This is a genomic window from Micromonospora echinofusca, assembly GCF_017614955.1.
In the GTDB taxonomy this organism is placed as follows: Bacteria; Actinomycetota; Actinomycetes; order Mycobacteriales; family Micromonosporaceae; genus Micromonospora; species Micromonospora echinofusca_A.
In genome coordinates, this window is sequence record NZ_WVUH01000100.1 from 1 (window position 1) to 20,617 (window position 20,617).

The 20,617-nt window shown below is 71.4% G+C and carries 18 protein-coding genes; 5 read left to right on the top strand and 13 right to left on the bottom strand.

What is annotated here, in order from left to right; translation table 11 throughout:
* The first annotated feature begins 97 nt into the window (after positions 1-97).
* Positions 98-751 carry a C39 family peptidase gene (locus GSF22_RS13775; protein WP_208813954.1) on the top strand — a complete coding sequence of 218 codons (654 nt, stop codon included), beginning with the start codon at positions 98-100 and terminating at the stop codon, positions 749-751.
* Between the two features lie 60 nt (positions 752-811).
* Here the strand turns inward: GSF22_RS13775 and GSF22_RS13780 are convergent, their stop codons facing one another.
* Both GSF22_RS13780 and GSF22_RS13785 read right to left on the bottom strand, forming a co-directional pair.
* Complete coding sequence (locus GSF22_RS13780; protein WP_208813955.1) at positions 812-1,483, bottom strand: DedA family protein; 672 nt, start codon at positions 1,481-1,483, stop codon at positions 812-814.
* Between the two features lie 86 nt (positions 1,484-1,569).
* Positions 1,570-1,926: a glyoxalase gene (locus tag GSF22_RS13785; RefSeq protein ID WP_208813956.1), complete on the bottom strand. Its 357-nt coding sequence runs from the start codon at positions 1,924-1,926 to the stop codon at positions 1,570-1,572.
* Between the two features lie 159 nt (positions 1,927-2,085).
* On the opposite strand from GSF22_RS13785, the gene GSF22_RS13790 reads away from it, so the two are divergent.
* Positions 2,086-4,917: an aconitate hydratase gene (locus GSF22_RS13790; RefSeq protein ID WP_208813957.1), complete on the top strand. Its 2,832-nt coding sequence runs from the start codon at positions 2,086-2,088 to the stop codon at positions 4,915-4,917.
* A 126-nt stretch (positions 4,918-5,043) separates the two neighbouring features.
* Here GSF22_RS13790 and GSF22_RS34735 read toward each other — a convergent pair whose 3' ends face one another.
* From GSF22_RS34735 to GSF22_RS13840, 9 genes are all read right to left on the bottom strand, one after another.
* Positions 5,044-7,101, bottom strand: coding sequence for a pectate lyase family protein (locus tag GSF22_RS34735; RefSeq protein WP_244367360.1), 2,058 nt, complete (start codon positions 7,099-7,101; stop codon positions 5,044-5,046).
* Positions 7,102-7,529: 428 nt separating this feature from the next.
* Positions 7,530-8,129: a GTP-binding protein gene (locus GSF22_RS13805; protein ID WP_208813958.1), complete on the bottom strand. Its 600-nt coding sequence runs from the start codon at positions 8,127-8,129 to the stop codon at positions 7,530-7,532.
* Positions 8,110-8,496: a DUF742 domain-containing protein gene (locus tag GSF22_RS13810; protein WP_208813959.1), complete on the bottom strand. Its 387-nt coding sequence runs from the start codon at positions 8,494-8,496 to the stop codon at positions 8,110-8,112. The genes GSF22_RS13805 and GSF22_RS13810 overlap by 20 nt, the downstream gene beginning before the upstream one ends.
* A gap of 6 nt (positions 8,497-8,502) precedes the next feature.
* A complete protein-coding gene (locus GSF22_RS13815; RefSeq protein WP_208813960.1) occupies positions 8,503-8,925 on the bottom strand; it encodes a roadblock/LC7 domain-containing protein in 423 nt (140 codons plus the stop codon).
* A gap of 98 nt (positions 8,926-9,023) precedes the next feature.
* The gene (locus GSF22_RS13820; protein ID WP_208813961.1) at positions 9,024-11,579 is read right to left on the bottom strand and encodes a nitrate- and nitrite sensing domain-containing protein; all 2,556 of its coding nucleotides are present in this window, start codon (positions 11,577-11,579) and stop codon (positions 9,024-9,026) included.
* Positions 11,580-11,680: 101 nt separating this feature from the next.
* On the bottom strand, positions 11,681-13,360 hold the full coding sequence (locus GSF22_RS13825; RefSeq protein WP_208813962.1) for a prenyltransferase/squalene oxidase repeat-containing protein: 1,680 nt from the start codon (positions 13,358-13,360) through the stop codon (positions 11,681-11,683).
* Positions 13,361-13,380: 20 nt separating this feature from the next.
* Positions 13,381-14,295, bottom strand: coding sequence for a terpene synthase family protein (locus tag GSF22_RS13830; protein ID WP_208813971.1), 915 nt, complete (start codon positions 14,293-14,295; stop codon positions 13,381-13,383).
* Positions 14,296-14,429: 134 nt separating this feature from the next.
* Complete coding sequence (locus GSF22_RS13835) at positions 14,430-15,719, bottom strand: cytochrome P450 (RefSeq protein WP_244367363.1); 1,290 nt, start codon at positions 15,717-15,719, stop codon at positions 14,430-14,432.
* A gap of 278 nt (positions 15,720-15,997) precedes the next feature.
* Positions 15,998-16,921, bottom strand: coding sequence for a GNAT family N-acetyltransferase (locus GSF22_RS13840; RefSeq protein ID WP_208813964.1), 924 nt, complete (start codon positions 16,919-16,921; stop codon positions 15,998-16,000).
* Between the two features lie 138 nt (positions 16,922-17,059).
* Between GSF22_RS13840 and GSF22_RS13845 the strand changes: the two genes are divergently transcribed.
* Positions 17,060-17,305 (top strand): DUF2630 family protein, encoded by a 246-nt coding sequence (locus tag GSF22_RS13845; RefSeq protein WP_208813965.1) that lies wholly within the window; start codon positions 17,060-17,062, stop codon positions 17,303-17,305.
* Between the two features lie 6 nt (positions 17,306-17,311).
* Here GSF22_RS13845 and GSF22_RS13850 read toward each other — a convergent pair whose 3' ends face one another.
* Positions 17,312-17,956, bottom strand: a complete 645-nt coding sequence (locus tag GSF22_RS13850; protein WP_208813966.1) for an HAD family hydrolase — start codon at positions 17,954-17,956, stop codon at positions 17,312-17,314.
* Between the two features lie 112 nt (positions 17,957-18,068).
* Positions 18,069-18,953: a carbon-nitrogen hydrolase family protein gene (locus tag GSF22_RS13855; RefSeq protein WP_208813967.1), complete on the bottom strand. Its 885-nt coding sequence runs from the start codon at positions 18,951-18,953 to the stop codon at positions 18,069-18,071.
* 98 nt (positions 18,954-19,051) lie between these two features.
* Here GSF22_RS13855 and GSF22_RS13860 point away from each other — a divergent pair, with 98 nt between their 5' ends.
* Positions 19,052-19,624, top strand: coding sequence for a TetR/AcrR family transcriptional regulator (locus GSF22_RS13860; protein ID WP_208813968.1), 573 nt, complete (start codon positions 19,052-19,054; stop codon positions 19,622-19,624).
* Positions 19,625-19,721: 97 nt separating this feature from the next.
* A partial coding sequence (locus GSF22_RS13865) for a TIGR04222 domain-containing membrane protein (protein WP_208813969.1) occupies positions 19,722-20,617 on the top strand: 896 nt, incomplete at its 3' end.

Genomic DNA, 20,617 nt, shown 5'->3' on the forward strand with positions numbered 1-20,617 from the left:
CCCCTGTCGTGTCTTTCCGCCGTGGTGCCCCGCCCCACGAGGGCCCTTTCGCCTGACCGTGGGTGCCGCGACCCCCCGAACGGAAGGTGCATCCCCCATGACCACGATCACCCGTACCAGCGCCCTGACCATCGCCGGTCTCGCCGTCGTCGGCGGCGCCATCGCCGGCCCCGCCACCGCCGTACACGCCGCCACCACCAACACCCACCCCACCAGCAGCAGTGACCGTGCCGGTGAACACCGCGACCGCGGCCGGGAGGTCGGCGTGCGCTACGAGGCCCAGCCCAACTTCTACTACTGCGGCCCCGCCTCCACCCGCATCGCGCTGACCGCGCAGGGCAAGAACATCTCCCAGGACGACCTCGCCCGCCAGCTGGGCACCACCGAGGCCGGCACCAACTCGGCCGTGGACATCACCCGTGTGCTGAACAAGGTCACCGGCGACGACGAGTACACCACCGTGGAGATGCCCGCCACCGTCAAGGACCAGCACGTCGACAAGCTCCGCGGCGACATGGTCCGCGCCCTCGACGACGGCCGCGCGGTCGTGGCGAACATCGCCGGCACCGCCACCGACACCGACGGGGTCGCCCACTCCTACGAAGGCGGCCACTACCTGAGCGTGGTCGGCTACCGCGACAACGGCGACACCCTGAAGATCGCCGACCCCGCCAACCCCGACCAGGCCTCCTACTGGATCACCGCCAAGGACCTGGCCGACTGGACCGCCACCCGCGGCTACTCCGCCTGACACATCCGAACACCACGAAGGGCCGGCCCACCACGGGCCGGCCCTTCGTCGTACGCGCCATCAGTGGGTCGCGACGCTGTCGCCGGTCACGGCGTCGTCGGCCGCCCTGCCATCGGGGTCCGGCGTCGGAGCCAGTCGTGCGGCCCGGCGACGCAGCCACCAGGTGGTACCGAGCCCACCGGCCACCGCGAGGAGCAGGCCGACCCAGGAGACGCTCTTGAGCCAGTGCTCGGCGACCCGTCCGAGGTGGTAGAGCAGGTAGGTGGTACCGAAGGCCCAGGCCAGCCCTCCGGTGGCGTTGGCGATCAGGAACCGCCGGTACGGCACGTGCAGCGCACCGGCCAACGGTCCGGCGAGGATCCGCAGCAACGCGACGAAACGGCCGAAGAAGACCGCCCAGACGCCGTACTTCGCGAACATGAACTCGGCCCGGTCGACCTGCGTCGGCCCGAGGTGCTTCGGGAACCGCCGGCCGAGTCGGGCCAGCAGGGGACGGCCGCCCCGACGACCCACCGCGTACCCGACCGAGTCACCGAGGATGGCGCCGGTCGCGGCGGCAATGGCCACCCATTCCGGCTCGACGAATCCGGTGGCCGCCAGCAGCGCCGCGCTGACCAGGGTGATCTCGCCCGGCAGCGGGATGCCCATGCTCTCCAGGCCGATCACCGTGCCCACGAGCAGGTAGACGGCCACCGGCGGCATCGCGGTGAGCCACTGCTGTACGTCGACCATCTCGCCACCTTCCGTCCCGGCATCGCACCCTACTCCGGATCCGGACCGGGCGAGGGGCGACCGACCCCTGCTGCGGCGACGCCGGGTCAGTCGAGCGGCGCGAGGAACTCCAGCCGGTTGCCGTGCACGTCCTCGGTGTGGAAGCGGCGCATGCCGGGCACTTCGCCGTCCGCCCAGGTGACCGGGTGACCGGCGGCGACCAGCCGGTCGGCGAGCGTGTCGAGGTCGGTCCGGAGCAGCCCGGGATGCGCCTTGCGCGCCGGACGGAAGTCGTCGTCGACGCCGAGATGCAGCTCCACGCCGTACCCGGTGAACCAGCACCCGCCCCGGGCCGCGAGGGCCGGCGGCTTGGGTTTCTCCGCCAGGCCGAGTACCCCGACGTAGAACGACCGCGACGCGGCCTCGGAACCGCGCGGGCAGGCGAGTTGCACGTGATGGATCATGGTTACGCCTCCTCGTCCCGAAGCCTGACACGGGGTTGCATCTATAGCAAGACGAACGTACGGTTTTGTTGAGTCAAGAATGGCCGGTAAGTGTTGCCTAAGCACGGCACCGGACCGGCCGGTACGAAAGACTGCTCAGGACTACTCACAGTCGCTGGTGTGAAGGAGTACGACGTGGCGAGCCTCGACACCTTCGGTGCGAAGACCCAGCTACGCGTCGGAGACGCGAGCTACGAGATTTTCAAGATCAGCAAGGTGGACGGGCACGAACGCCTGCCGTACAGCCTGAAGATCCTGCTGGAGAACCTGCTGCGGACCGAGGACGGCGCCAACATCACCGCCGACCACATCCGTCAGCTCGGCGCGTGGGAGCCCACCGCCGACCCGAGCGTGGAGATCCAGTTCACCCCGGCGCGGGTGCTCATGCAGGACTTCACCGGCGTGCCGTGCGTGGTCGACCTGGCCACCATGCGCGAGGCGGTCCGCGACCTGGGCGGCGACCCGACCAAGGTCAACCCGCTCGCCCCGGCCGAGCTGGTCATCGACCACTCGGTGATCGCCGACCTGTTCGGCCGCGAGGACGCCTTCGAGCGCAACGTGGAACTGGAGTACGAGCGCAACAAGGAGCGCTACCAGTTCCTGCGCTGGGGCCAGACCGCGTTCAACGAGTTCAAGGTCGTCCCGCCGGGCACCGGCATCGTGCACCAGGTCAACATCGAGTACCTGGCCCGCACGATCATGGAGCGCAACGGCCAGGCGTACCCGGACACCGTCGTCGGCACCGACTCGCACACCACCATGGTCAACGGCCTGGGTGTGCTCGGTTGGGGCGTCGGTGGCATCGAGGCCGAGGCGGCGATGCTCGGCCAGCCGGTGAGCATGCTCATCCCCCGGGTGGTCGGCTTCAAGCTGCACGGTGAGATGCCGGCCGGCACCACCGCCACCGACCTGGTGCTGACCATCACCGAGATGCTGCGCAAGCACGGCGTGGTCGGCAAGTTCGTCGAGTTCTACGGCCCCGGCGTGAGCGCCGTGCCGCTGGCCAACCGGGCCACCATCGGCAACATGTCCCCGGAGTACGGCTCCACCGTGGCGATCTTCCCGATCGACGCGGAGACGGTCCGCTACCTGGAGCTGACCGGTCGCAGCCCGGAGCAGGTCGCGCTGGTCGAGGCGTACGCCAAGGAGCAGGGCCTCTGGCACGACCCGGCCGCCGAGCCGGACTACTCCGAGCGGCTGGAACTGGACCTGGGCACCATCGAGCCGTCGCTCGCCGGTCCGAAGCGCCCGCAGGACCGGGTACCGCTGGGCAACGCCAAGACCCTGTTCCGCTCGGCGCTGACCGACTACGTCGCCGACGACCAGGTCGCGGCGGCGAAGAACGGCGGGGCCAAGGCCAACCTGGGCCCGGCCGACGAGGCCAGCGCGGAGTCCTTCCCGGCCAGCGACTCGCCGGCCAACGAGAGCAGCGACCCGGCCGACGCGCCCCGTGACCTGGTCAACTCGGCGGTCGGCGCCGGTGGCCGGGCCAGCAACCCGATCCGGGTCACCGGTGACGACGGTACCGAGTTCGAGCTGGACCACGGCGCCGTGGTGATCGCCGCCATCACCTCCTGCACCAACACCTCCAACCCGCAGGTGATGATCGGCGCCGCACTGCTGGCCCGCAACGCGGTGGAGAAGGGCCTCAACCGCAAGCCGTGGGTGAAGACCACCCTCGCGCCGGGCTCGAAGGTCGTCATGGACTACTACGAGCGCGCCGGCCTGACCCCCTACCTGGAGAAGATCGGCTTCCACCTGGTCGGGTACGGCTGCACCACCTGCATCGGCAACTCCGGCCCGCTGCCCGAGGCGATCTCCGCCGCGGTCAACGAGAACGACCTGGCCGTGGTCTCGGTGCTCTCCGGCAACCGGAACTTCGAGGGCCGGATCAACCCGGACGTCAAGATGAACTACCTGGCGTCCCCGCCGCTGGTGGTGGCGTACGCGCTGGCCGGCACCATGGACATCGACCTGGCCAACGAGCCGATCGGCGAGGACACCGAGGGCAACCCGGTCTTCCTGCGCGACATCTGGCCGAACAGCGCCGAGATCCAGGACGTGATCGCCTCGGCGATCGGCGCGGCCGGCTTCGGTGCCGCGTACGCCGACGTCTTCGCCGGTGACGAGCGCTGGCAGTCGCTGCCCACCCCGACCGGTGACACGTTCGCCTGGGAGGGTGAGTCCACCTACGTCCGCAAGCCCCCGTACTTCGAGGGCATGGAACGCGAGCCGAGCGCCGTCGGCGACATCACCGGTGCCCGGGTACTGGCCAAGCTCGGTGACTCGGTCACCACGGACCACATCTCCCCGGCCGGCTCGATCAAGGCGGACTCCCCCGCCGGCAAGTACCTCGCCGAGCACGGCGTACCCCGGCACGAGTTCAACTCGTACGGCTCGCGGCGCGGCAACCACGAGGTGATGATCCGGGGCACCTTCGCCAACATCCGGTTGCGCAACCAGCTCGTCCCCGGGGTCGAGGGCGGCTTCACGGTCAACCACCTGACCGGCGAGCAGTCGTCGATCTACGACGCCTCGGTGTCGTACGCCGAGGCCGGCGTGCCGCTGGTGATCCTGGCCGGCAAGGAGTACGGCTCCGGATCGTCGCGGGACTGGGCGGCCAAGGGCACCATGCTGCTCGGGGTCCGGGCGGTCGTCGCCGAGTCGTACGAGCGGATCCACCGCTCCAACCTGATCGGCATGGGTGTCCTGCCGCTCCAGTTCCCGGCCGGCGAGACCGCCGAGTCGCTCGGGCTGACCGGTACGGAGACCTTCTCCATCACCGGCGTCACCGCGCTGAACGACGGTCAGACCCCCCGGACGGTGAAGGTCACCACCGACAGCGGCGTGGAGTTCGACGCGGTGGTCCGGATCGACACCCCGGGCGAGGCGGACTACTACCGCCACGGCGGCATCCTCCAGTACGTACTGCGCCGGATGATCGCCAACTAGCAGTTAGGAAGGGCCCCTTCCTATCGTTTTCGGTATAGGAAGGGGCCCTTCCTAACGTCTCCGACCCACGGTCCGGGGCGGGTGGGCCGACGTCGCGACCACCCGCCCCGGACCGTGTCCACCGGATCAGATCCGGCCCACCCCCGCCCCTGCGGTGACCAGCGCCGGCACGTTCGTCGGCGGGTCGAGCTGGTACGCGTAGTACGTGCCCGGCTCGACGACGGTGCCGCTGGTCTCCGGTGCGCCGGAGTTCACGAAGATGTTGTTACGTTGCACCGCCCGGCCGGGGCCGCTGTCGGCGTACCCGCTGGCGGAGTACATCGGGTACGGCACGTCCTTGAAGTAGTTCCCCTCGACCATGACACCGCCGTTCTCGGTGGAGGCGATGCCGTAGAGGGCGTTGCCGAGGAAGTAGTTGTTGTAGACGTGTACCGGCTCACCGAACCGGACCCGGGGGTGCCGCTGCCGGCTGTTGTCGAAGAAGTTGTGGTGGATGCTCACCTTCAGGTGACCGATGTCGGTGGAGCCGGAGCCGTCGGAGTGGCCGATCAGCATGCTCTTGTCCGAGTGGTCGAAGTGGTTCCAGGAGACGGTCACGTAGTCGGCCCCCCGCACGATGTCCACCGAGCCGTCGACCGCACCGGAGAAGCGGTTGTGGTCGATCCAGATGTGGTGTGAGTTCTGGCCGACGTTGACCGCGTCGTCCTCGGCGAGGGTGAAGTTGATGTTCCGTACGATCACGTTGTACGACCGGTAGAAGTCCAGACCGCCGCCGGTGATCTCGGCGTTGCCGATCCCGATGATGGTCTTGTTCGGGCGTACCCCCTGCTTGCTGGTGATCGCGATCCGGCCGGTGACCTGGATGATCAGCGGCCCGACGGTGTCGATGTACTCCAGGAAGTCGCTCGCGTTGGTCGCGGTGACCACCGGCCCGCCGAGCCCACCGGTCGTACCGTTCTGGCCGAGCGCGTCGACCGCGGCGAAGCCGTCCGGAACGGCACTGGCCGCCGGCCCGTCCGTGGCCGCGGCACGGGCGACGGTGGTCGCGGTCGCGCCCAGTTTGCCCACCCCGGCACCGGCCGGCACGATCGTGGGCACGTCCGCCGTCGGGTCGAGCTGGTACGGGTAGTAGCTGCGCGGGTCCGGCACGGTGCCCCGGGTCTCGATGGCGTGGTTGCAGGCGACCAGGATGTTGCCCCGCTCGACGATCCGGCCGAGGTCACCGCTGAAGTCCACCCGGCCCGGGTTGTTGACGCTGTAGAAGTAGTTGTTCTCCATCAGCACGGCGGCGTCGTACGTGGAGGCGACGCCGTAACTGTTGTCGTAGTAGTAGTTGTTGTAGACGTGCGCCAGGGCGGAGAAGCGTACCCGTGGGTTCCGCTGGTCGGAACGGTTGAAGTGGTTGTGGTGGTAGGTGACCCGCAGCCGCCCGATGTCCTGCGGCCCGGCGTCCTCGTCGTGGCCGAGCAGCAGGGTCTTGTAGTGGTCGTGGAAGTGGTTCCACGAGACGGTGACGAAGTCCGAACCACGTTTGATGTCGACCGCACCGTCGTCGCCGTTGGAGAACTCGTTGTGGTCGATCCAGATGTGGTGGCTGAACATCTGCACGTTGATCAGGTCGTCGCTGGCGCCGGTGAGGTGCAGGTTCCGGATGATGATGTTGTGCACGGCGTTCGCCGGGGGCGAGGTCACGGTGTCGTCGACCGGTACGCCGATGGTGAGCCCGCCGCCGGAGAGCGTCGCGTCGGCGCCGAGCCCGATGATCGTCTTGTCCGAGGCGACGTGGTACATCCCGTCGTTGCTGCCGGTGGGCAGGTCGATGGTGCCGGATACCTGGACGACGTACGGACCGGGACGGCTGATGTAGTCGATGAACTGCTCGGCGGTGGTGACGGTGACCGTGGGACCGCCGGCTCCGCCGGTGGTCCCGGCTTGGCCGAGGGCGGTGACGCTGGCGAAACCGTCGGGTGCGGCGGCGGCACTGGTGGCCGGACGGGCGGTCTTCGGTAGGGCGTCCGCTGCCGGGGCGGCAGCGACCGGGAGGGCAGCAACCGGAGCGGCAGCGACCGGGACGGCAGCGACCGGGACGGCCGGTACCGTCAGAGCGGTGGCCAGGGCGACGGCGGTCAGCATCCGCTGCCGTCGGGAACGCCGCTGGCTGGCGCGACTGGTGCGCAGGAGCATGGGGATTCGCCTTTCCGGACGAGATCACCAACGCCATCCGGCACCGGTGGGCGAGGTCGGTGCCGGATGGTTCAGGGACGGGTGATCCACGGTGACGAGGACAGGAAAGCGCTTTCCAAACCCATGCTAAGGACACTCATTCAAAAATGTCAATCAGTCGAGATGGGTCACCCGACCCGCAGAGAAATCGACACGAGACGCCACGGACCTGCAGAGAAATCGGCGCAGAACGCCACGGACCTGCCGACCCGCAATCAGCGCCGGTCCCGCCATCCGGCCGGTCCAGGTCGTCGAAGACGTCGACACCACCACTCACAGATCATGGAGTTGTGGTGCCTGACAAGGGCCGCCAAACACCATCTTTCCCCACCACAACTCCATGATCGACGGGGAGCTCTGGCCGGCGACGTCGCCGGTCCCGGCGGGGCTCAGCCGGAGCGGCGGGCCTCCCGGGCCTTCATGGCGTGCTCCAGCAGGGTGATCAGAACCTCCTTGCCGGACTGCCGCTGCCGGGCGTCGCAGAGCAGGACCGGCACGTCCGGGTCCAGGTTGAGCGCCGCCTGCACCTCGTCCAGCTTGTACCGGCGGCTGCCCTCGAAGCAGTTCACCGCGACCACGAACGGCGTACCCCGACCCTCGAAGTAGTCGATCGAGGGGAAGCAGTCCGCCAGTCGGCGGGTGTCGGCCAGGACGACCGCACCGAGCGCACCGAGCGCCAACTCGTCCCAGACGAACCAGAAGCGGTCCTGACCCGGGGTACCGAACAGGTACAGCACCAGATCGTCGCTGATGGTGATCCGACCGAAGTCCATCGCCACGGTGGTGGTGTTCTTACCCTCCACACCGGACAGGTCGTCGATACCCACACCGGACTCGGTGAGCACCTCCTCGGTCCGCAACGGCCGGGTCTCGCTCACCGCGCCCACCAGAGTGGTCTTGCCCACCCCGAAGCCACCCGCGACCAGGATCTTGATGGCGGTCGGCAGGGTCAGCGACCCCGCCGACCGCTCAGAGCGCTCGTAGTCCATTGATAACCGCCTCGAAAACACTGTCGTCGGGAAGACCGTGCACCGCGTATGGCTCCCGGACCCGGACCATGTCGCGGGCGACCAGGTCACCGAGGAGAACCCGGATCGTACCGACCGGCAGGTCCAGGTGAGCGGCCACCTCGGCCACCGAGAGCGCACGCTGGCAGAGCCCGACGATGGCGAGGTGTTCGGGCCCCAGTCCCATCTCCGGTCCGGGCTCCGTCCGGGTCGCCGTGACCAGGGAAATCAGGTCGAACTTACCGGCAACCGGTCGGGCCCTGCCCCGCGTCACCGCGTACGGCCGGACCACCGGCCCCGCATGATCGTCGACCCACCGTTCCTCCGCAGACTCGCCTGAGACGGTCATCGGCGGCTACTTCTCGTCGACCGACTGGTCAGGCAGGCGCGACGGCGACGCGACGTACTTTCCGACGCGGGTGACCAGCATCGCCATCTCGTAGGCGATCAGGCCGACGTCCGCGTCCTCGGAGGCCAGGACAGCGAGACAGGCGTTACGCCCGGCCGCCGTCACGAACAGGAACGACGACTGCATCTCGATGATGGTCTGCTGTACCTGACCACCACCGAACCTCTTGCCCGCGCCCCGGGCCAGACTCTGGATGCCGGCGGCCATCGCCGCCAGGTGCTCACCGTCGTCCCGGCTGAGCCCCTGTGACGATGCCATCAGCAGCCCGTCTGTGGAGAGGGCGACCGCATGCTCGGCCTGCTTCACCCGGCCGACCAGGTCGTCCAGCAACCACGTCAGGTCGGCACTCGATGCCGTCTTCTGCCCCACTCGTCGTCCTCTTCTCCCCCGGCTCGTGTCGCCGTTGTCGGCTGGGCCAGCTCAGCTGAGGACCCAGCGATGGTCTCGGTAACGAGCGCCGGAACCGGTCATCCCGGCTGTTCGTTCCCGTGGTTCGGATTGTCGCCGGAATCCGTCGCCGGCTCGGGCTCGGATTCGGCGTCGAGCAGACGCGCGGCCTCGGTACGGCCGCGCCGGGTGCCGGACTGGTAGGAGCTCATCATCCGGCGTACCTGCTCGGGTGGTCGTGGTGTGTCCGTCTCCTCCGCCGCGCCGTCCGGCTGGCCCTCGTCGCGCAGCTCCGGCGCCAGGTTGGCCTGCCGGACCCGGACCGGCAGGCCGGATTCGGTCTTGACGTCGGAGGTCGACCGCTGGGGCAGGCCCGGTACGGGGGTACCGGAGGCTGCGCTCTCCGGGTCGGCCGGTGCAGCGGCGGCCGGCGCCGGACGTGGCACGGTGACCGGCAGGCCGGTCGGGAACGTCGGTCCGTCCAGAGCCGGGTTCTCCACCAGCCGCCGGGGCCGGACGGGCAGGGAGTCGTCCTCGGTGGTCGGCGCGGCCCGTGGCACCGGCGGGATGGTCCGGGACCGGGTGGGCAGCTGATCCGGCTCGGTGAGGGAGGCACCGGCTGACGGGGTCGGGCCGGCGGCGCCGCTCCCGCCCCCCGGCGCGGCGGAGCGGACCGGAACGAACGCCGACGGGCGGGGTGCCTCCGGCGCCGGGGAGGCGGTGACCGGGAACCCTCCGGACGACTCCACGTCCGGGCCGGTGTCGGTGACCAGCGCCGACGGGATGAGCACCACCGCCGTGGTGCCGCCGTACGGTGACTCCCTGAGTTGGACGCGGACGCCGTGCCGCTCGGTCAGTCGGCTGACCACGTACAACCCGAGCCGGGTCGCGTTGGCCAGGTTCAGTTCGGAGTGGTCGACGATGCGGGCGTTGGCGGCGGCGAGGTCCTCCTCGCTCATTCCCAGTCCCCGGTCCTCGATCTCGATGACGAAACCGTTGGCCACCATCTGGCCCCGCACCTCGACGGTGGTGTGCGGCGGCGAGAAGGACAACCCGTTCTCGATCAGCTCGGCGAGCAGGTGGATGACGTCACCGACCGCCCGGCCGGCCAGCGCCACCGGGCCCAGGGGCAGCACGTTGACCCGGGTGTAGTCCTCCACCTCGGCCACCGCGCCCCGGACCACGTCGACCATCGGGACGTTCCGCCGCCAGGCCCGGCCGGGCGTGGATCCGGAGAGGACGATCAGGTTCTCCGCGTTACGCCGCATCCGGGTGGCCAGGTGGTCGACCCGGAACAGGTCCTCCAGCTCCTCGGCGTCGTTCTCGCGCCGCTCCATCGCGTCGAGCAGGGTCAGCTGCCGGTGCACGAGCGCCTGGGTACGCCGGGCCAGGCTGAGGAAGACGTCCCGGACGTTGCGTCGCAGCTCCGCCTGCTCGACGGCGGTCCGGATCGCGGTCTCCTGCACGGCGTTGAACGCCTTACCGACCTGGCCGATCTCGTCGTCACCGAACTCCAGGGGCGGCGCCTCGGTGGCGACGTCCACCTCCTCGCCCCGGCCGAGCCGCTCCACCACCCCGGGCAGCCGCTCGTTGGCCAGCCGCCAGGCGGCGCCCCGGAGCCGGTCCAGCTCGCGCAGCAGGGCCCGCGCGGTGGAGATCGAGACCACGATCGAGGCGATGACCGTGATCAGGCCCAGACCGGCGGCGAGCACCATCCGGACGATGACCCCGGCGGCGACCGGGACGACCCGGTCGACCAGGGCGTCACCACCGGTCAGGATGAGTTCCTGCTGGGCGTCGAGGGAGGGGTCGATCGCGGCCCGCCACTCGGCGAGACTCACTGGCAGGGCGGCGTCGACCCGGGCGTCCCGGATGATCCGGTCCTCCAGGGCCCGGAACCGGGTGAACGCCTCGCCGGCCACCATCTGCTCGTACCGGGCCCGCTCGGCCATGGGCAGTTCGGCGATCGCCTCACCGGCGAGGAAACGCTGCGCGCCGATCAACCGGGCGAACCGGGCGTACTCCTCCCCGGTCATCCTCCCGGCCACCAGCGAACCGGTGAGCAGGGCGTCCTGCTGGGACATCAGCTCGCGGACCCGGACCAGCTGGATCAGGGCGCTGGTGTCCTTGGCGATCTGCTCGTCGTCCACCTTGCTCAACGCGCCGTACATCCGGAATATCGAGTCGAGCACGTCGGTGTAGGCCCGGGCGGCACCGGCCCGGTCGACCGAGCCCTCCTGCACGGACCGACGGATCTCCGGTAGCCGGTCGAGCCGGGCGAGCGTGTCCCGGATCCGCAGGGACAGCTCGTCGGTGGCCGCCAGGTCGACCCGCCAGTCCCGGACGGACTCCCGGAACTTCACGCTGAGCGCCTCGGTACGCGGGACCTGCGCCTGCAACTCGGCCCGCCGCTGGGGGGCCGGCTTGGCCAGGTAGGCGACCGACAGGCGCCGTTCGGACTGCAACTCGGCCAGCAGGGGTTCACTGGGCTGGGCGATACGACTGTCCAGGCTCTGCACCCAGAGCAGGTTGAGGCCGTCCCGGAGGGTGACCCACGCCGCGAAGGCCCAGAGTGCCGCCAGTGAGACGAGCAGAGCAACAACTTTGGTACGCAGACTCGCACTGCGGGAACCCATTACACCGTCCCTGGCCGGGGCTGTCCGAAATGGCGGCGAGCCGTACACACGGGCGCGTACGCATCGACCCCGGCGCACGCTAGCAGTGTCAGGAGTGTCACTCAAGCGCTCCTGATCATGCCGCTTCCATCGTGCAACCGATGGGGCACCGACAGTGCCGGGCTGACGAGGTCCGACCTGGCCTGGGCGAGCTGCCAGACAGCCAGTGTGGCCGCGCGCACAATGCGCACCGGATGGTAGAGATCCTTGTCGTGCCAGAGCGGCGGAGCCGCCGTGGCGTCACTGAACGACATCAGGTCGTCGGTGGTGGCGAGGTGGCGCAGCCCACGCGCCACCGCGACGCGGAGCCCGGGCCGGTCCTCCCGGGCGACCCCGAGCAGCACGTGCAGCGCGTACGCCGTCTCCTCCACGGTGCCGCCCCACCGCCCCCACGACCCGTCGGCGTGCTGACTGGCCACCACCCAGTCGACGGCCCGGCCGAGCGACCGGGCGATCGACGGGGTGTCCGGGGCGTAGCCGTCGAGGGCGAGTGCCGCGCAGAAGGTCGCGTAGTACGGCGAGGAGTGCCACCGGTCCGACCACGAACCGTCGGTCTGCTGCCGGTCCAGCAGCCACCGGGTGAGGCGGTGGACGGTGGGGCGGTGGCGGACGGCGGTGCGGACGTCGTTGGCCACGTGCCAGCCGAGGGCCTCCAGGACGTGCGCGTTGGTGGTGACCGACCAGCCGTCCTCCCCCTGCCAGGTGCAGAAGTGGTCTCCGGTGTCGTAGCCGGCGAGGCAGGCCGGGTCGACCGGGTGGCCGAGCCGGGCCAGCGCGTAGAGGGTGACCGAGGTGGTGTCGGCGTCGGTCGGCAGCCCCGGCCCGGTCGTCGTACCGGCCACGCCCAGGGTGGCACCGAGCCCGGCCAGCAGCTTCGGGGAGACGGCCACCGGCACCCCGGCCCGGACCAGGGTGCTGAGCACCCAGGCGCGTTCGAAGACGGTGATCGGGGTGGTGCAGGGCACCGGACCGCCCTGCCGCCGCGCGGTGTCCTCCAGGTAGGTCAGCACCGAACGGTCCCCGGCGTTGTTGGTGGGCCCGCCGAGCCAGGCGGCGGTCGCCGCAGGTGAGGCACCCACCGCACCGGCCACCGGGGACACCCCCGGGTGCCGGCAGGCGGCGCTGCCCAGTACCTCGAGGGCGTGCAGCAGCTTCTGGGGCAGGGGTACCCCGGCCGCCAGCAGCCGGCCGATCGAGGCCAGCCGCTCCGGTCCCATCCCCGTGGGCAGCGGGAAGCGACCGGCCCGGCGCCAGGTGTCCAACCCCGGCTGGTGCTGGTGACGCAGTCGGTCGAGGTGCCCGTTGAGCCGGGCCACCAGCGCCGGCACGATCAGGTCCACCGCCGGGGTGTCCGGTACCTCGTGTCCCGCGCCCAGCCAGTCGGCGAGTGCGCGCAGGCCACGGTCGGCCGCGCCGACCAGGTCCGCCCGGACCGGCCGTCGCCCCGGGACGTCGTCGTCGCCACCGGGCAGTTGGGACAGCAGCGCCTCCACCGCGCTCAGGGTCGGTACCAGGGCGTACCCGCCGGGGACACCCCAGCCGCCGTCGGCGCGCTGCCCGGCGAGCAGGTAGTCCAGCCGGGCGGTGTGCCCGGACAGCCACGGCGCCGAGGCGACCAGTCGGGCCGTCTCGTAGATCGACGGGCTGACCAGGCCGGAGGGTTCCAGCACCATGGAGGTGACGAGTTCCCGGGCGGCGGTGGCGACGGTCGCCTCGGTGGCACCGGGGACGGGGGTGGACATGACGTGGTCCTGCACCGCCGTCACCGCACTCCCCAGAAGTCGGTCGTACGGTAGAAACCACTGCTGTACCCGAGCTGCCGGGCCAGGTAGGCGGCCTGGACCGGACAGCTCACGGTCAACGGGGCCAGCAGCTCCCGGGCCCGGTCGACCAGGGTGTCGATCCGCTGGCGCACCTCCGCCCGGTCGGCGACCAGCAGCAACGCGTTGAGGTCGCCCCAGCGCAGGTCACGTTCGTAGGTGCCGAGGTCGTTGACGAGTCGCAGCACCTGCTGCACGACCGTGCTGGCGGTGACGAGGTCGTCGAGGTGGGCGGCGGTGGTCGGGTCACCGGTGTGGATCCAGTGGGTGACGTTGACGAACGTCGCACCGAGGTTGTCGGCGTTGTCGAGATACTCGTCGAGGCTGGGCCGCCCGGCCGTGTCGCCCGCCCCGGTGGCGGCGGTCCTGGTGGCAGCGGTCCCGGTGGCGGCGGTCCTGGTCTTCCAGACCCATTCGCGGGCCATCGCGCCCAGCATCCGGGCCAGTTCCGCGCGCCAGACGACGTACCGGGCCGGATAGGTCGGAGAGGTGGCCAGTTCGTCGCGCAACTCGGCGAGGAACCGGGCCAGCGGCTGGTCGGTGGGGGGCGCGGCGCCGTCGGCGACCGCCAGCGCCGCCTCGGCGAGCCGGTCCACCTCGGCGGCCGAGGTGGCGACCCGGTCCACCAGCCAGTCGACCGCGAAACCCCAGAGCACCGTCCGGTTGGTCAGGCGCAGCTGCGCCTCCGTGCACCACGGCGCGCCGAACGCGATGGCCATGGCGATGCTGCTGAACAGGGTCGCGTCGAACGGGTCGGCGGGGAAGAGGTCGGGGTGCCCGCTGGCGCAGCGTTGGAGGTCCCGCTGGCCCCGGGCGACCAGCGCGCAGATCCGGCCCTGTTCGGTGGCCGCTGTGATCTGGTCGTCGACGACCGGGGGCGGGCCGGGCCACGCTCCGGCCCCGGCGTACGTCGGGGCCGACTGCCCCGGGTCGACCTGGAGCAGGGTGCTGAGCTGGCCGGCTCCGGGCCGGCCGACGTTCGGTGCCACGTTCACGCGTCCACGACCTGCCCGAGGGGGAGCAGGTGGAGCGCGACCCGCTCGCCGGGGCGCAGCGACGCCGCGAGTTGCGGTCGGGGCATGCCCGGCTGCTCCAGCCGGAAGCGGTACCTGCTCAGCAGGGTGGCCACGATCAGCGGTGCCTCCAGCGCGAACAGGTACATCCCGATGCACTGGTGGGCCCCGCCGCCGAACGGGTAGTAGGCGTAGCGGTGCGCCCGACGGGGCTGGTCCGGGCCGAACCGTTCCGGGTCGAAGACCTCGGCTCGGTCCCAGTACCGGGAGAGCCGCTGGGTGACGTACGGGCTGAGCACGACCGTGCCGCCGGCCCTGATCCGGGTACCACCGATCACGTCGTCGGCCAGCGCGGTACGCGGTACCAGCCAGCCGGAGGGGTACATCCGGACCAGTTCGTCGAGGACCATCCTGGTGTAGCGCAGCTCGCCGAGCTGTTCGCGGCTGATCACCTCACCGGGACGGACCACCCGGTCGAGTTCGGCGTAGAGCCGCTCGGCGATCTCCGGGTGCTCGTCGAGGATCGGGAAGAGCCAGGTGAGGACCACGTACGTGGTCTCGGTGGTGGTCGCGAAGATCGACACGAGGTCGTCCCGGACCCGCTGCTCGGCCAGCTCCCGACCGGCGTCGTCGCGGGCCGACGCGAGCGTGGCCAGGATGTCGTCACCGCCGGACGGGTGGGCCCGCTCCCGGCGGACCAGCGGCAGCAGGATCTCGTCGATGTGGGACACCGCCTGCTGGAACGCCCGGTCGCCGGGCATCGGCACGGCGTCGGGCATGAAGGGGGCGAGCAGTCGGAAGCGCAGCGAGGTGGCCACGACGTCCTGCTCCTGGACCACCCGGACCCCGTCGGCGACCGGGATCTTGTCGCCGAAGAACACCCGGATGACGGCCTGGCAGATGATCCGGGAGATCTCGGTGGCGGCGTCGACGGGCCGACCGGCGCGCACGGGCGCGGCTAGCTCGTCCACCGCGTCGCTGACCGCCCGGCTCAGGTCGTCCACCATGGAGTCGATCCGCTTGGCGGTGAAGTGGGGTTGGAGCCGGCGACGGCTGGCCTCCCACTCCGGCCCCTCGCCGAGGATGCCGTCGCCGGCCAGCCGGCGGACCGACTTCCACAGCATGCTGTTGCCGCCCCGCGAGTAGTTGGCGGCGTTGTCCCGCAGCACGTGCTGCACGTGCGCCGGCTCGGTGACCAGGTAGGGGCGGATGGTGCCCAGGTTGAGCTGCACCACCTCACCGGCGGCGGCCTCGGCCACGTCGACCATCGTGCGCAGCGGGTCGCGCAGCAGACCCGGCAGGGTGCTGCGCAGGGAGATGACCTGGGCTGCCCGACCGGTCCCGACGGACGTCACCTCAGCCATGACACCTGCACTGGTGCTCCTCGCGATCACAGCCACGCCCTTGATCAGCGATGCGTGGCGGCACGGTCATCCCCCGTTACGTCCCCGCGAGCATGCCATCACCGGCCCGAGTTCTCTAGAGGTGACGCGAGAAAAGTTCGCCGACAGTGACGTGGTCCTCCACAGTAGAGGAGGTTCCCTGGTCAGCCGCTCAGCGAACGACGGTACCGCCACTCCTCTGCCACCGGTCGGTAACCGAACCACCGGTTGATCGCCAGCATCGGCTCGTTCGCCGCGTCGTTGTTGGTGAACGCCCACCGGTACCCGCCGGCCCGGGCGCGCCGCAGCGAGTCGTGCTTGACCAGTTTGGCCAGCCCCTGACCACGGAACTCGCGCCGGGTCCCGGTCATCCCCGACCAGTACCGGTCCCGACCGTCGGCGGCGACGATGGTGAACGCGGCCACCACGTCCTCCACCATGGCCACCGTGGACAGGCCCTGGTCGAAGTCCGGCCGGTCCCAGTAGAGCGCCAGCCAGTCCTCGTACGAGATCTCCACGGTCGCCACGTCGCCCGGCTCGTCGCGGGCCGCCGCCAGGTCCGCCTCGTACAGCGGCCGGGGGTCGGTGGCGAACTCGACGGCGGTGACCAGTCGCACCACGTCCCGGGGGGCGGGTGCCGGGCGCAACGCCCGGGACGCGATGTCCAGCCGCTGGAAGCAGGCCCGCCGTCCGCGCTGGTACCCGTGCCGCTCGGCGAAGGCCGTCGATCCGGGGTCGCCGCCGACCCAGGAGTGCACCGTCCGCGCGTCAAGACCCGCGAGGTACTCCTCGGCGGCGGTGAGCAGGGCGGTACCGGCGCCCCGGCCCCGCCGCTCCGGGTGCACCGAGACGTTGGCGAAGGCCAGCCCGGGTTCGTCGGTCTCGAAGAGCAGTCCGGTCCGGGCCGCCCCGATGATCCCGCCGTCGTCCTCGGCCACGAACAGCCGGTACCGCTGGGCCTCCGGCGCGGAGGTGGCCTGCCAGGCGACCGCCTCGGCGGTCAGTACGTGGTACGGCATCGCCGCCCGGAACACGTCGGCGACCCCGACCGCGTCCGCCGGCTCGAAATCACGGATGTTGATGCTCACACAGCGTCAAGGTACCGGAGAGCGGTCGCCGTGGCGCAGATCTTTCCACCGCCGGAAACACTCTGCCGGAAACGCCCGGGAACACCCTGCCGCCGGGATGACCGGGCGTGGTCCCCCGGCCTGTGCCACGCTCATGGCATGGACGACAGGACGATTCTGAGCCGGATCAGCGAGTTGGTGGACGAGGAGCACCGGCTTCGGGCGCAGGCCCAGTCGGCACAGGTGGGTACGGACGCCGAGGCCGACCGGCTCCGCGAGCTGGAGGAGTCCCTCGACCAGTGCTGGGACCTGCTCCGCCGACGGCGGGCGGCGCGGGCCAGCGGCGAGGACCCGGACGCCACCGGCAGCCGCCCGAAGTCGGAGGTGGAACGCTACCTCCAGTAGCCGCCGTCACGCGGCGAGCACCGCGGCGACCGCCGGGATCAGCCCTTCGGCGGTACGCGTCGGCGCGTACCGGGCCTCCGGCCAGCTCCGGCCCCGGCACAGCCAGACACTGGGCAGGCCGGAGGCGGCTGCGCCCCCGATGTCGGACTCCGGTCCGTCCCCCACCACCCACGCCCGGCGCAGCGGGAGCCGGACCCGCTGGGCGGCGAGGACGAAGATCCGTGGGTTGGGTTTGCTGACCCCGGCCTCCTCCGAGATGATCCAGTCGGCCAGGTACCGGTCGAGCCCGGTCCGCCGGATCTTCTCGTCGTCCCGGCGCGCCGACCCGTTGCTGACCACCACCGGTGTCCAGCCGGCGTCCCGGGCGATCCGCAGTGCACAGGCCACCAACGGGTCGAGCCGGAGGTGGGCGACCAGCCCCTCGTGCAGTTCCTCGACCAGGTCGACGGCGGGGATCCTCAGCCGGTACCGGTTCCGTACCGCGTCGGCGACGTCCCAGTGCCCGGTCAGCCCGTCGGCGTCGACGGAGACGAGCCACTCGATGTCGCCGGGAGGCGCGCCGATCTCCGCGAGGAACCGCTGCGCCCAGGCCCGGAACGCGCCGGCCCGGTCCAGCAGGGTGTTGTCCAGATCGAGGAGCAACAGGGGCACTGCCGCAGGCTACGGGACCCTGGGCATCGGCAACAGTCCTTCCGGTAGCCCCAATCCGCCGGTCAGGCCGCTGGGCCGAGCGGGCTGGGACCAGCGGCCCACCGGCGGCCGGTCAGGCGGGTACCACCCGGCGGGGCCCGCCCTGGTGCGGCAGCCGGTCGGCGAGCATCCGGTGCGCGGCCCGGGTGGCGGTGAGGACCGCCGGGTCCAGGTCGGCCACCAGCAGGTCGACGCCGGTGTCCGCGCCCCGGGCGAGGACCCGCCCCTGCGGGTCGTAGACCGCCGCACCCCCGTTGAACCGCCACGGGTCCGCGCCGCCGACGGCGTTGGCGAAGACCACGAACATGGTGTTGTCCAGCGCGCGGGCCGGATAGTAGAGGTCGCGGCGGTGCTCCGAGCCGACCAGGTAACCGCTCGGGCAGAGGTAGCCGTGCGCGCCGTCGCCGGCCGCCGCCCGACCGTGTTCCGGGAAGCAACCGTCGTAGCAGATGCCGAGCCCGAACCGCCAGCCGTCGAGTGACAGGGTGGCGCCCCGGTCACCGGGCACGAACAGGGCCCTCTCGTCGGCCCACAGGTGCTGTTTGTCGTAACCGACGACGACCTGCCCGTCCCGCCGGACGACCAGCGACGAGCAGGTACGGCGCCCGTCCGGGTGGCGGACGGCCGCCCCGACGACGGTCACCACGCCGGTCTCCCGGACGGTGGCACGCAGCCTGTCCAGGCGGGGGTCCGCGACCCGGCCGGCGGGGTCGGCTGCCACGTCCACCGTGTTGCCGGCGGCGAGGGTCGGCGGGTGGTACGCCGGCAGGAACAGCTCGGGCAGCACCAGCAGCGTGGCGCCGGCGGCACCGGCCCGCCGGGTCAGCTCGGCGGCGGCGCCCGCGTTACCGGCGACGTCACCCGGGACCGGCTCGGCCTGACCGGCGGCCACCCGCAGCGGCGTGGTCGGTACGGTGGGCCCGGGCGGCGTCGCACCGGCATCCGGCAGCACAGTCATCCGGCGATGGTAGCGGCGCACCGGCCCGGCCGACCGGGCCACGCGCAAGCCGTACGTACGGTTTGCACAGCGCAACGCCACCTGCCACGATCTAACCCGTGCCCAGGGTAAGCCAGGACCAGCTCGACGCCCGCCGCCAGGAGATCCTCGCCGCGGCGCGGGCCTGTTTCGCCCGGCACGGGTACGAGGGCGCCACGGTACGCCGGCTGGAGGAGGCGACCGGGTTGTCCCGGGGCGCGATCTTCCACCACTTCCGCGACAAGGACTCGCTCTTCCTCGCGGTGGCCGAGGACGACGCGGTCGCCATGGTGGAGACGGTCGCCCGCAACGGCCTGGTGCAGGTGATGCGGGACCTGCTGGCCCGGGCCGTCTCGCCGGACACCACCGGTTGGCTCGGCAGCCAGCTGGAGGTGTCCCGCCGGCTGCGCACCGACCCGGCGTTCGCCCGGCGCTGGGCCGAACGCTCCGCCGCCATCGCCGCCGCCACCCGGGAGCGGCTGGCCCGGCAACGGGACGCCGGGGTGCTCCGCAACGACGTACCGATCGACGTGCTCGCCCAGTTCCTGGAGCTGGCCTACGACGGCCTGGTGCTGCACCTGGCCATGGGTCGTCCGGCCGGCGACCTGGGTCCGGTCCTCGACCTGGTCGAGGAGGCCGTGCGACGCCGGTGACCCCGGCTGTGGACGTCGACGCAGGTACGCACTGTCGACGGACTGGCGGAGCTGTTCCACAATGAGCCGCGATCCCTCGCGCGACAGGAGCACAGCCATGACCGTCCTCGCCGCCCCGGGCGACACCTGGGGGATCCCCGGCCCGGTCTTCCTCGCCCTCTTCCTGGGCGCCGCCGCCGTGATCTTCCTCGGCTCCGTCATCTGGCGGAGCCTGCTCTTCGCCGGCCGCAACGCCTGCGACTTCGACCAGCTCGGCCCGCAGCAGGTCGCCTACCTCAACGGCGGTGCCCGGACGGCGCTCTACGCCGCGCTCGGTGGGCTGCGCGCCGTCGGAGCGGTCGGCGCCAGCCGGGACCGACGGCTCGCCGTCACCGGCCCGCTGCCGGCCGGGGTGACCCCGCTGGACCGGGCCGTCTACCAGGCGGCCGGCAACCGGGTCCGGACCCGCGACCTCGCCGGTGACCTGGCGGTCGCCGGTGCCCTGGACCAGCTCCGGTCCGGCCTGGCACAGCGGGGCATGGCGCTCGGCCCCGGCCAGCGCGCCGCCGCGCGGATCGGCGCGCTGCTGCTGCTCGGTCTGCTGGCGATCGGCGGGCTGCGGCTGCTCTCCGGGCTGGCCAACGGCAAGCCGGTCGGTTTCCTGGTGCTCAGCATGGTGGCGGTGTTCGTCGTCTTCCTGGTGCAGCTGCGCGCACCACGGCACACCCGCGCCGGCCGCGCGGCCCTGCGCAACCTGCGCAACCGGTACGCCCATCTCGCCCCGTCCTCGTCCCCGGCCTACGCGTCGTACGGTGCCGCCGGGGTCGCCATGGGCGTGGCGCTCTTCGGTGCCGCCTCGATCTGGGCACTCGACCCGGCCTTCGCGGCCGAGGCCGAGATCCAGCGGCAGGCCGCCGCCGGCAGCAGCAGTGGCAGCGGTAGCAGCTGCGGCGGCGGGGACAGCGGCAGTTCGTGCAGCGGCGGCAGCTCCTGCGGCGGCGGCGGGTGCGGGGG

Excerpts from the sequence above, each read along its gene's own strand:
- GSF22_RS13775 (WP_208813954.1), top strand. The coding sequence starts at position 98 with ATGACCACGATCACCCGTACCAGCGCCCTGACCATCGCCGGTCTCGCC.
- GSF22_RS13780 (WP_208813955.1), bottom strand. The coding sequence starts at position 1,483 with ATGGTCGACGTACAGCAGTGGCTCACCGCGATGCCGCCGGTGGCCGTC.
- GSF22_RS13785 (WP_208813956.1), bottom strand. The coding sequence starts at position 1,926 with ATGATCCATCACGTGCAACTCGCCTGCCCGCGCGGTTCCGAGGCCGCG.
- GSF22_RS34735 (WP_244367360.1), bottom strand. The coding sequence starts at position 7,101 with ATGCTCCTGCGCACCAGTCGCGCCAGCCAGCGGCGTTCCCGACGGCAG.
- GSF22_RS13805 (WP_208813958.1), bottom strand. The coding sequence starts at position 8,129 with ATGGACTACGAGCGCTCTGAGCGGTCGGCGGGGTCGCTGACCCTGCCG.
- GSF22_RS13810 (WP_208813959.1), bottom strand. The coding sequence starts at position 8,496 with ATGACCGTCTCAGGCGAGTCTGCGGAGGAACGGTGGGTCGACGATCAT.
- GSF22_RS13820 (WP_208813961.1), bottom strand. The coding sequence starts at position 11,579 with ATGGGTTCCCGCAGTGCGAGTCTGCGTACCAAAGTTGTTGCTCTGCTC.
- GSF22_RS13825 (WP_208813962.1), bottom strand. The coding sequence starts at position 13,360 with ATGTCCACCCCCGTCCCCGGTGCCACCGAGGCGACCGTCGCCACCGCC.
- GSF22_RS13835 (WP_244367363.1), bottom strand. The coding sequence starts at position 15,719 with ATGGTCGACGTGGCCGAGGCCGCCGCCGGTGAGGTGGTGCAGCTCAAC.
- GSF22_RS13845 (WP_208813965.1), top strand. The coding sequence starts at position 17,060 with ATGGACGACAGGACGATTCTGAGCCGGATCAGCGAGTTGGTGGACGAG.
- GSF22_RS13855 (WP_208813967.1), bottom strand. The coding sequence starts at position 18,953 with ATGACTGTGCTGCCGGATGCCGGTGCGACGCCGCCCGGGCCCACCGTA.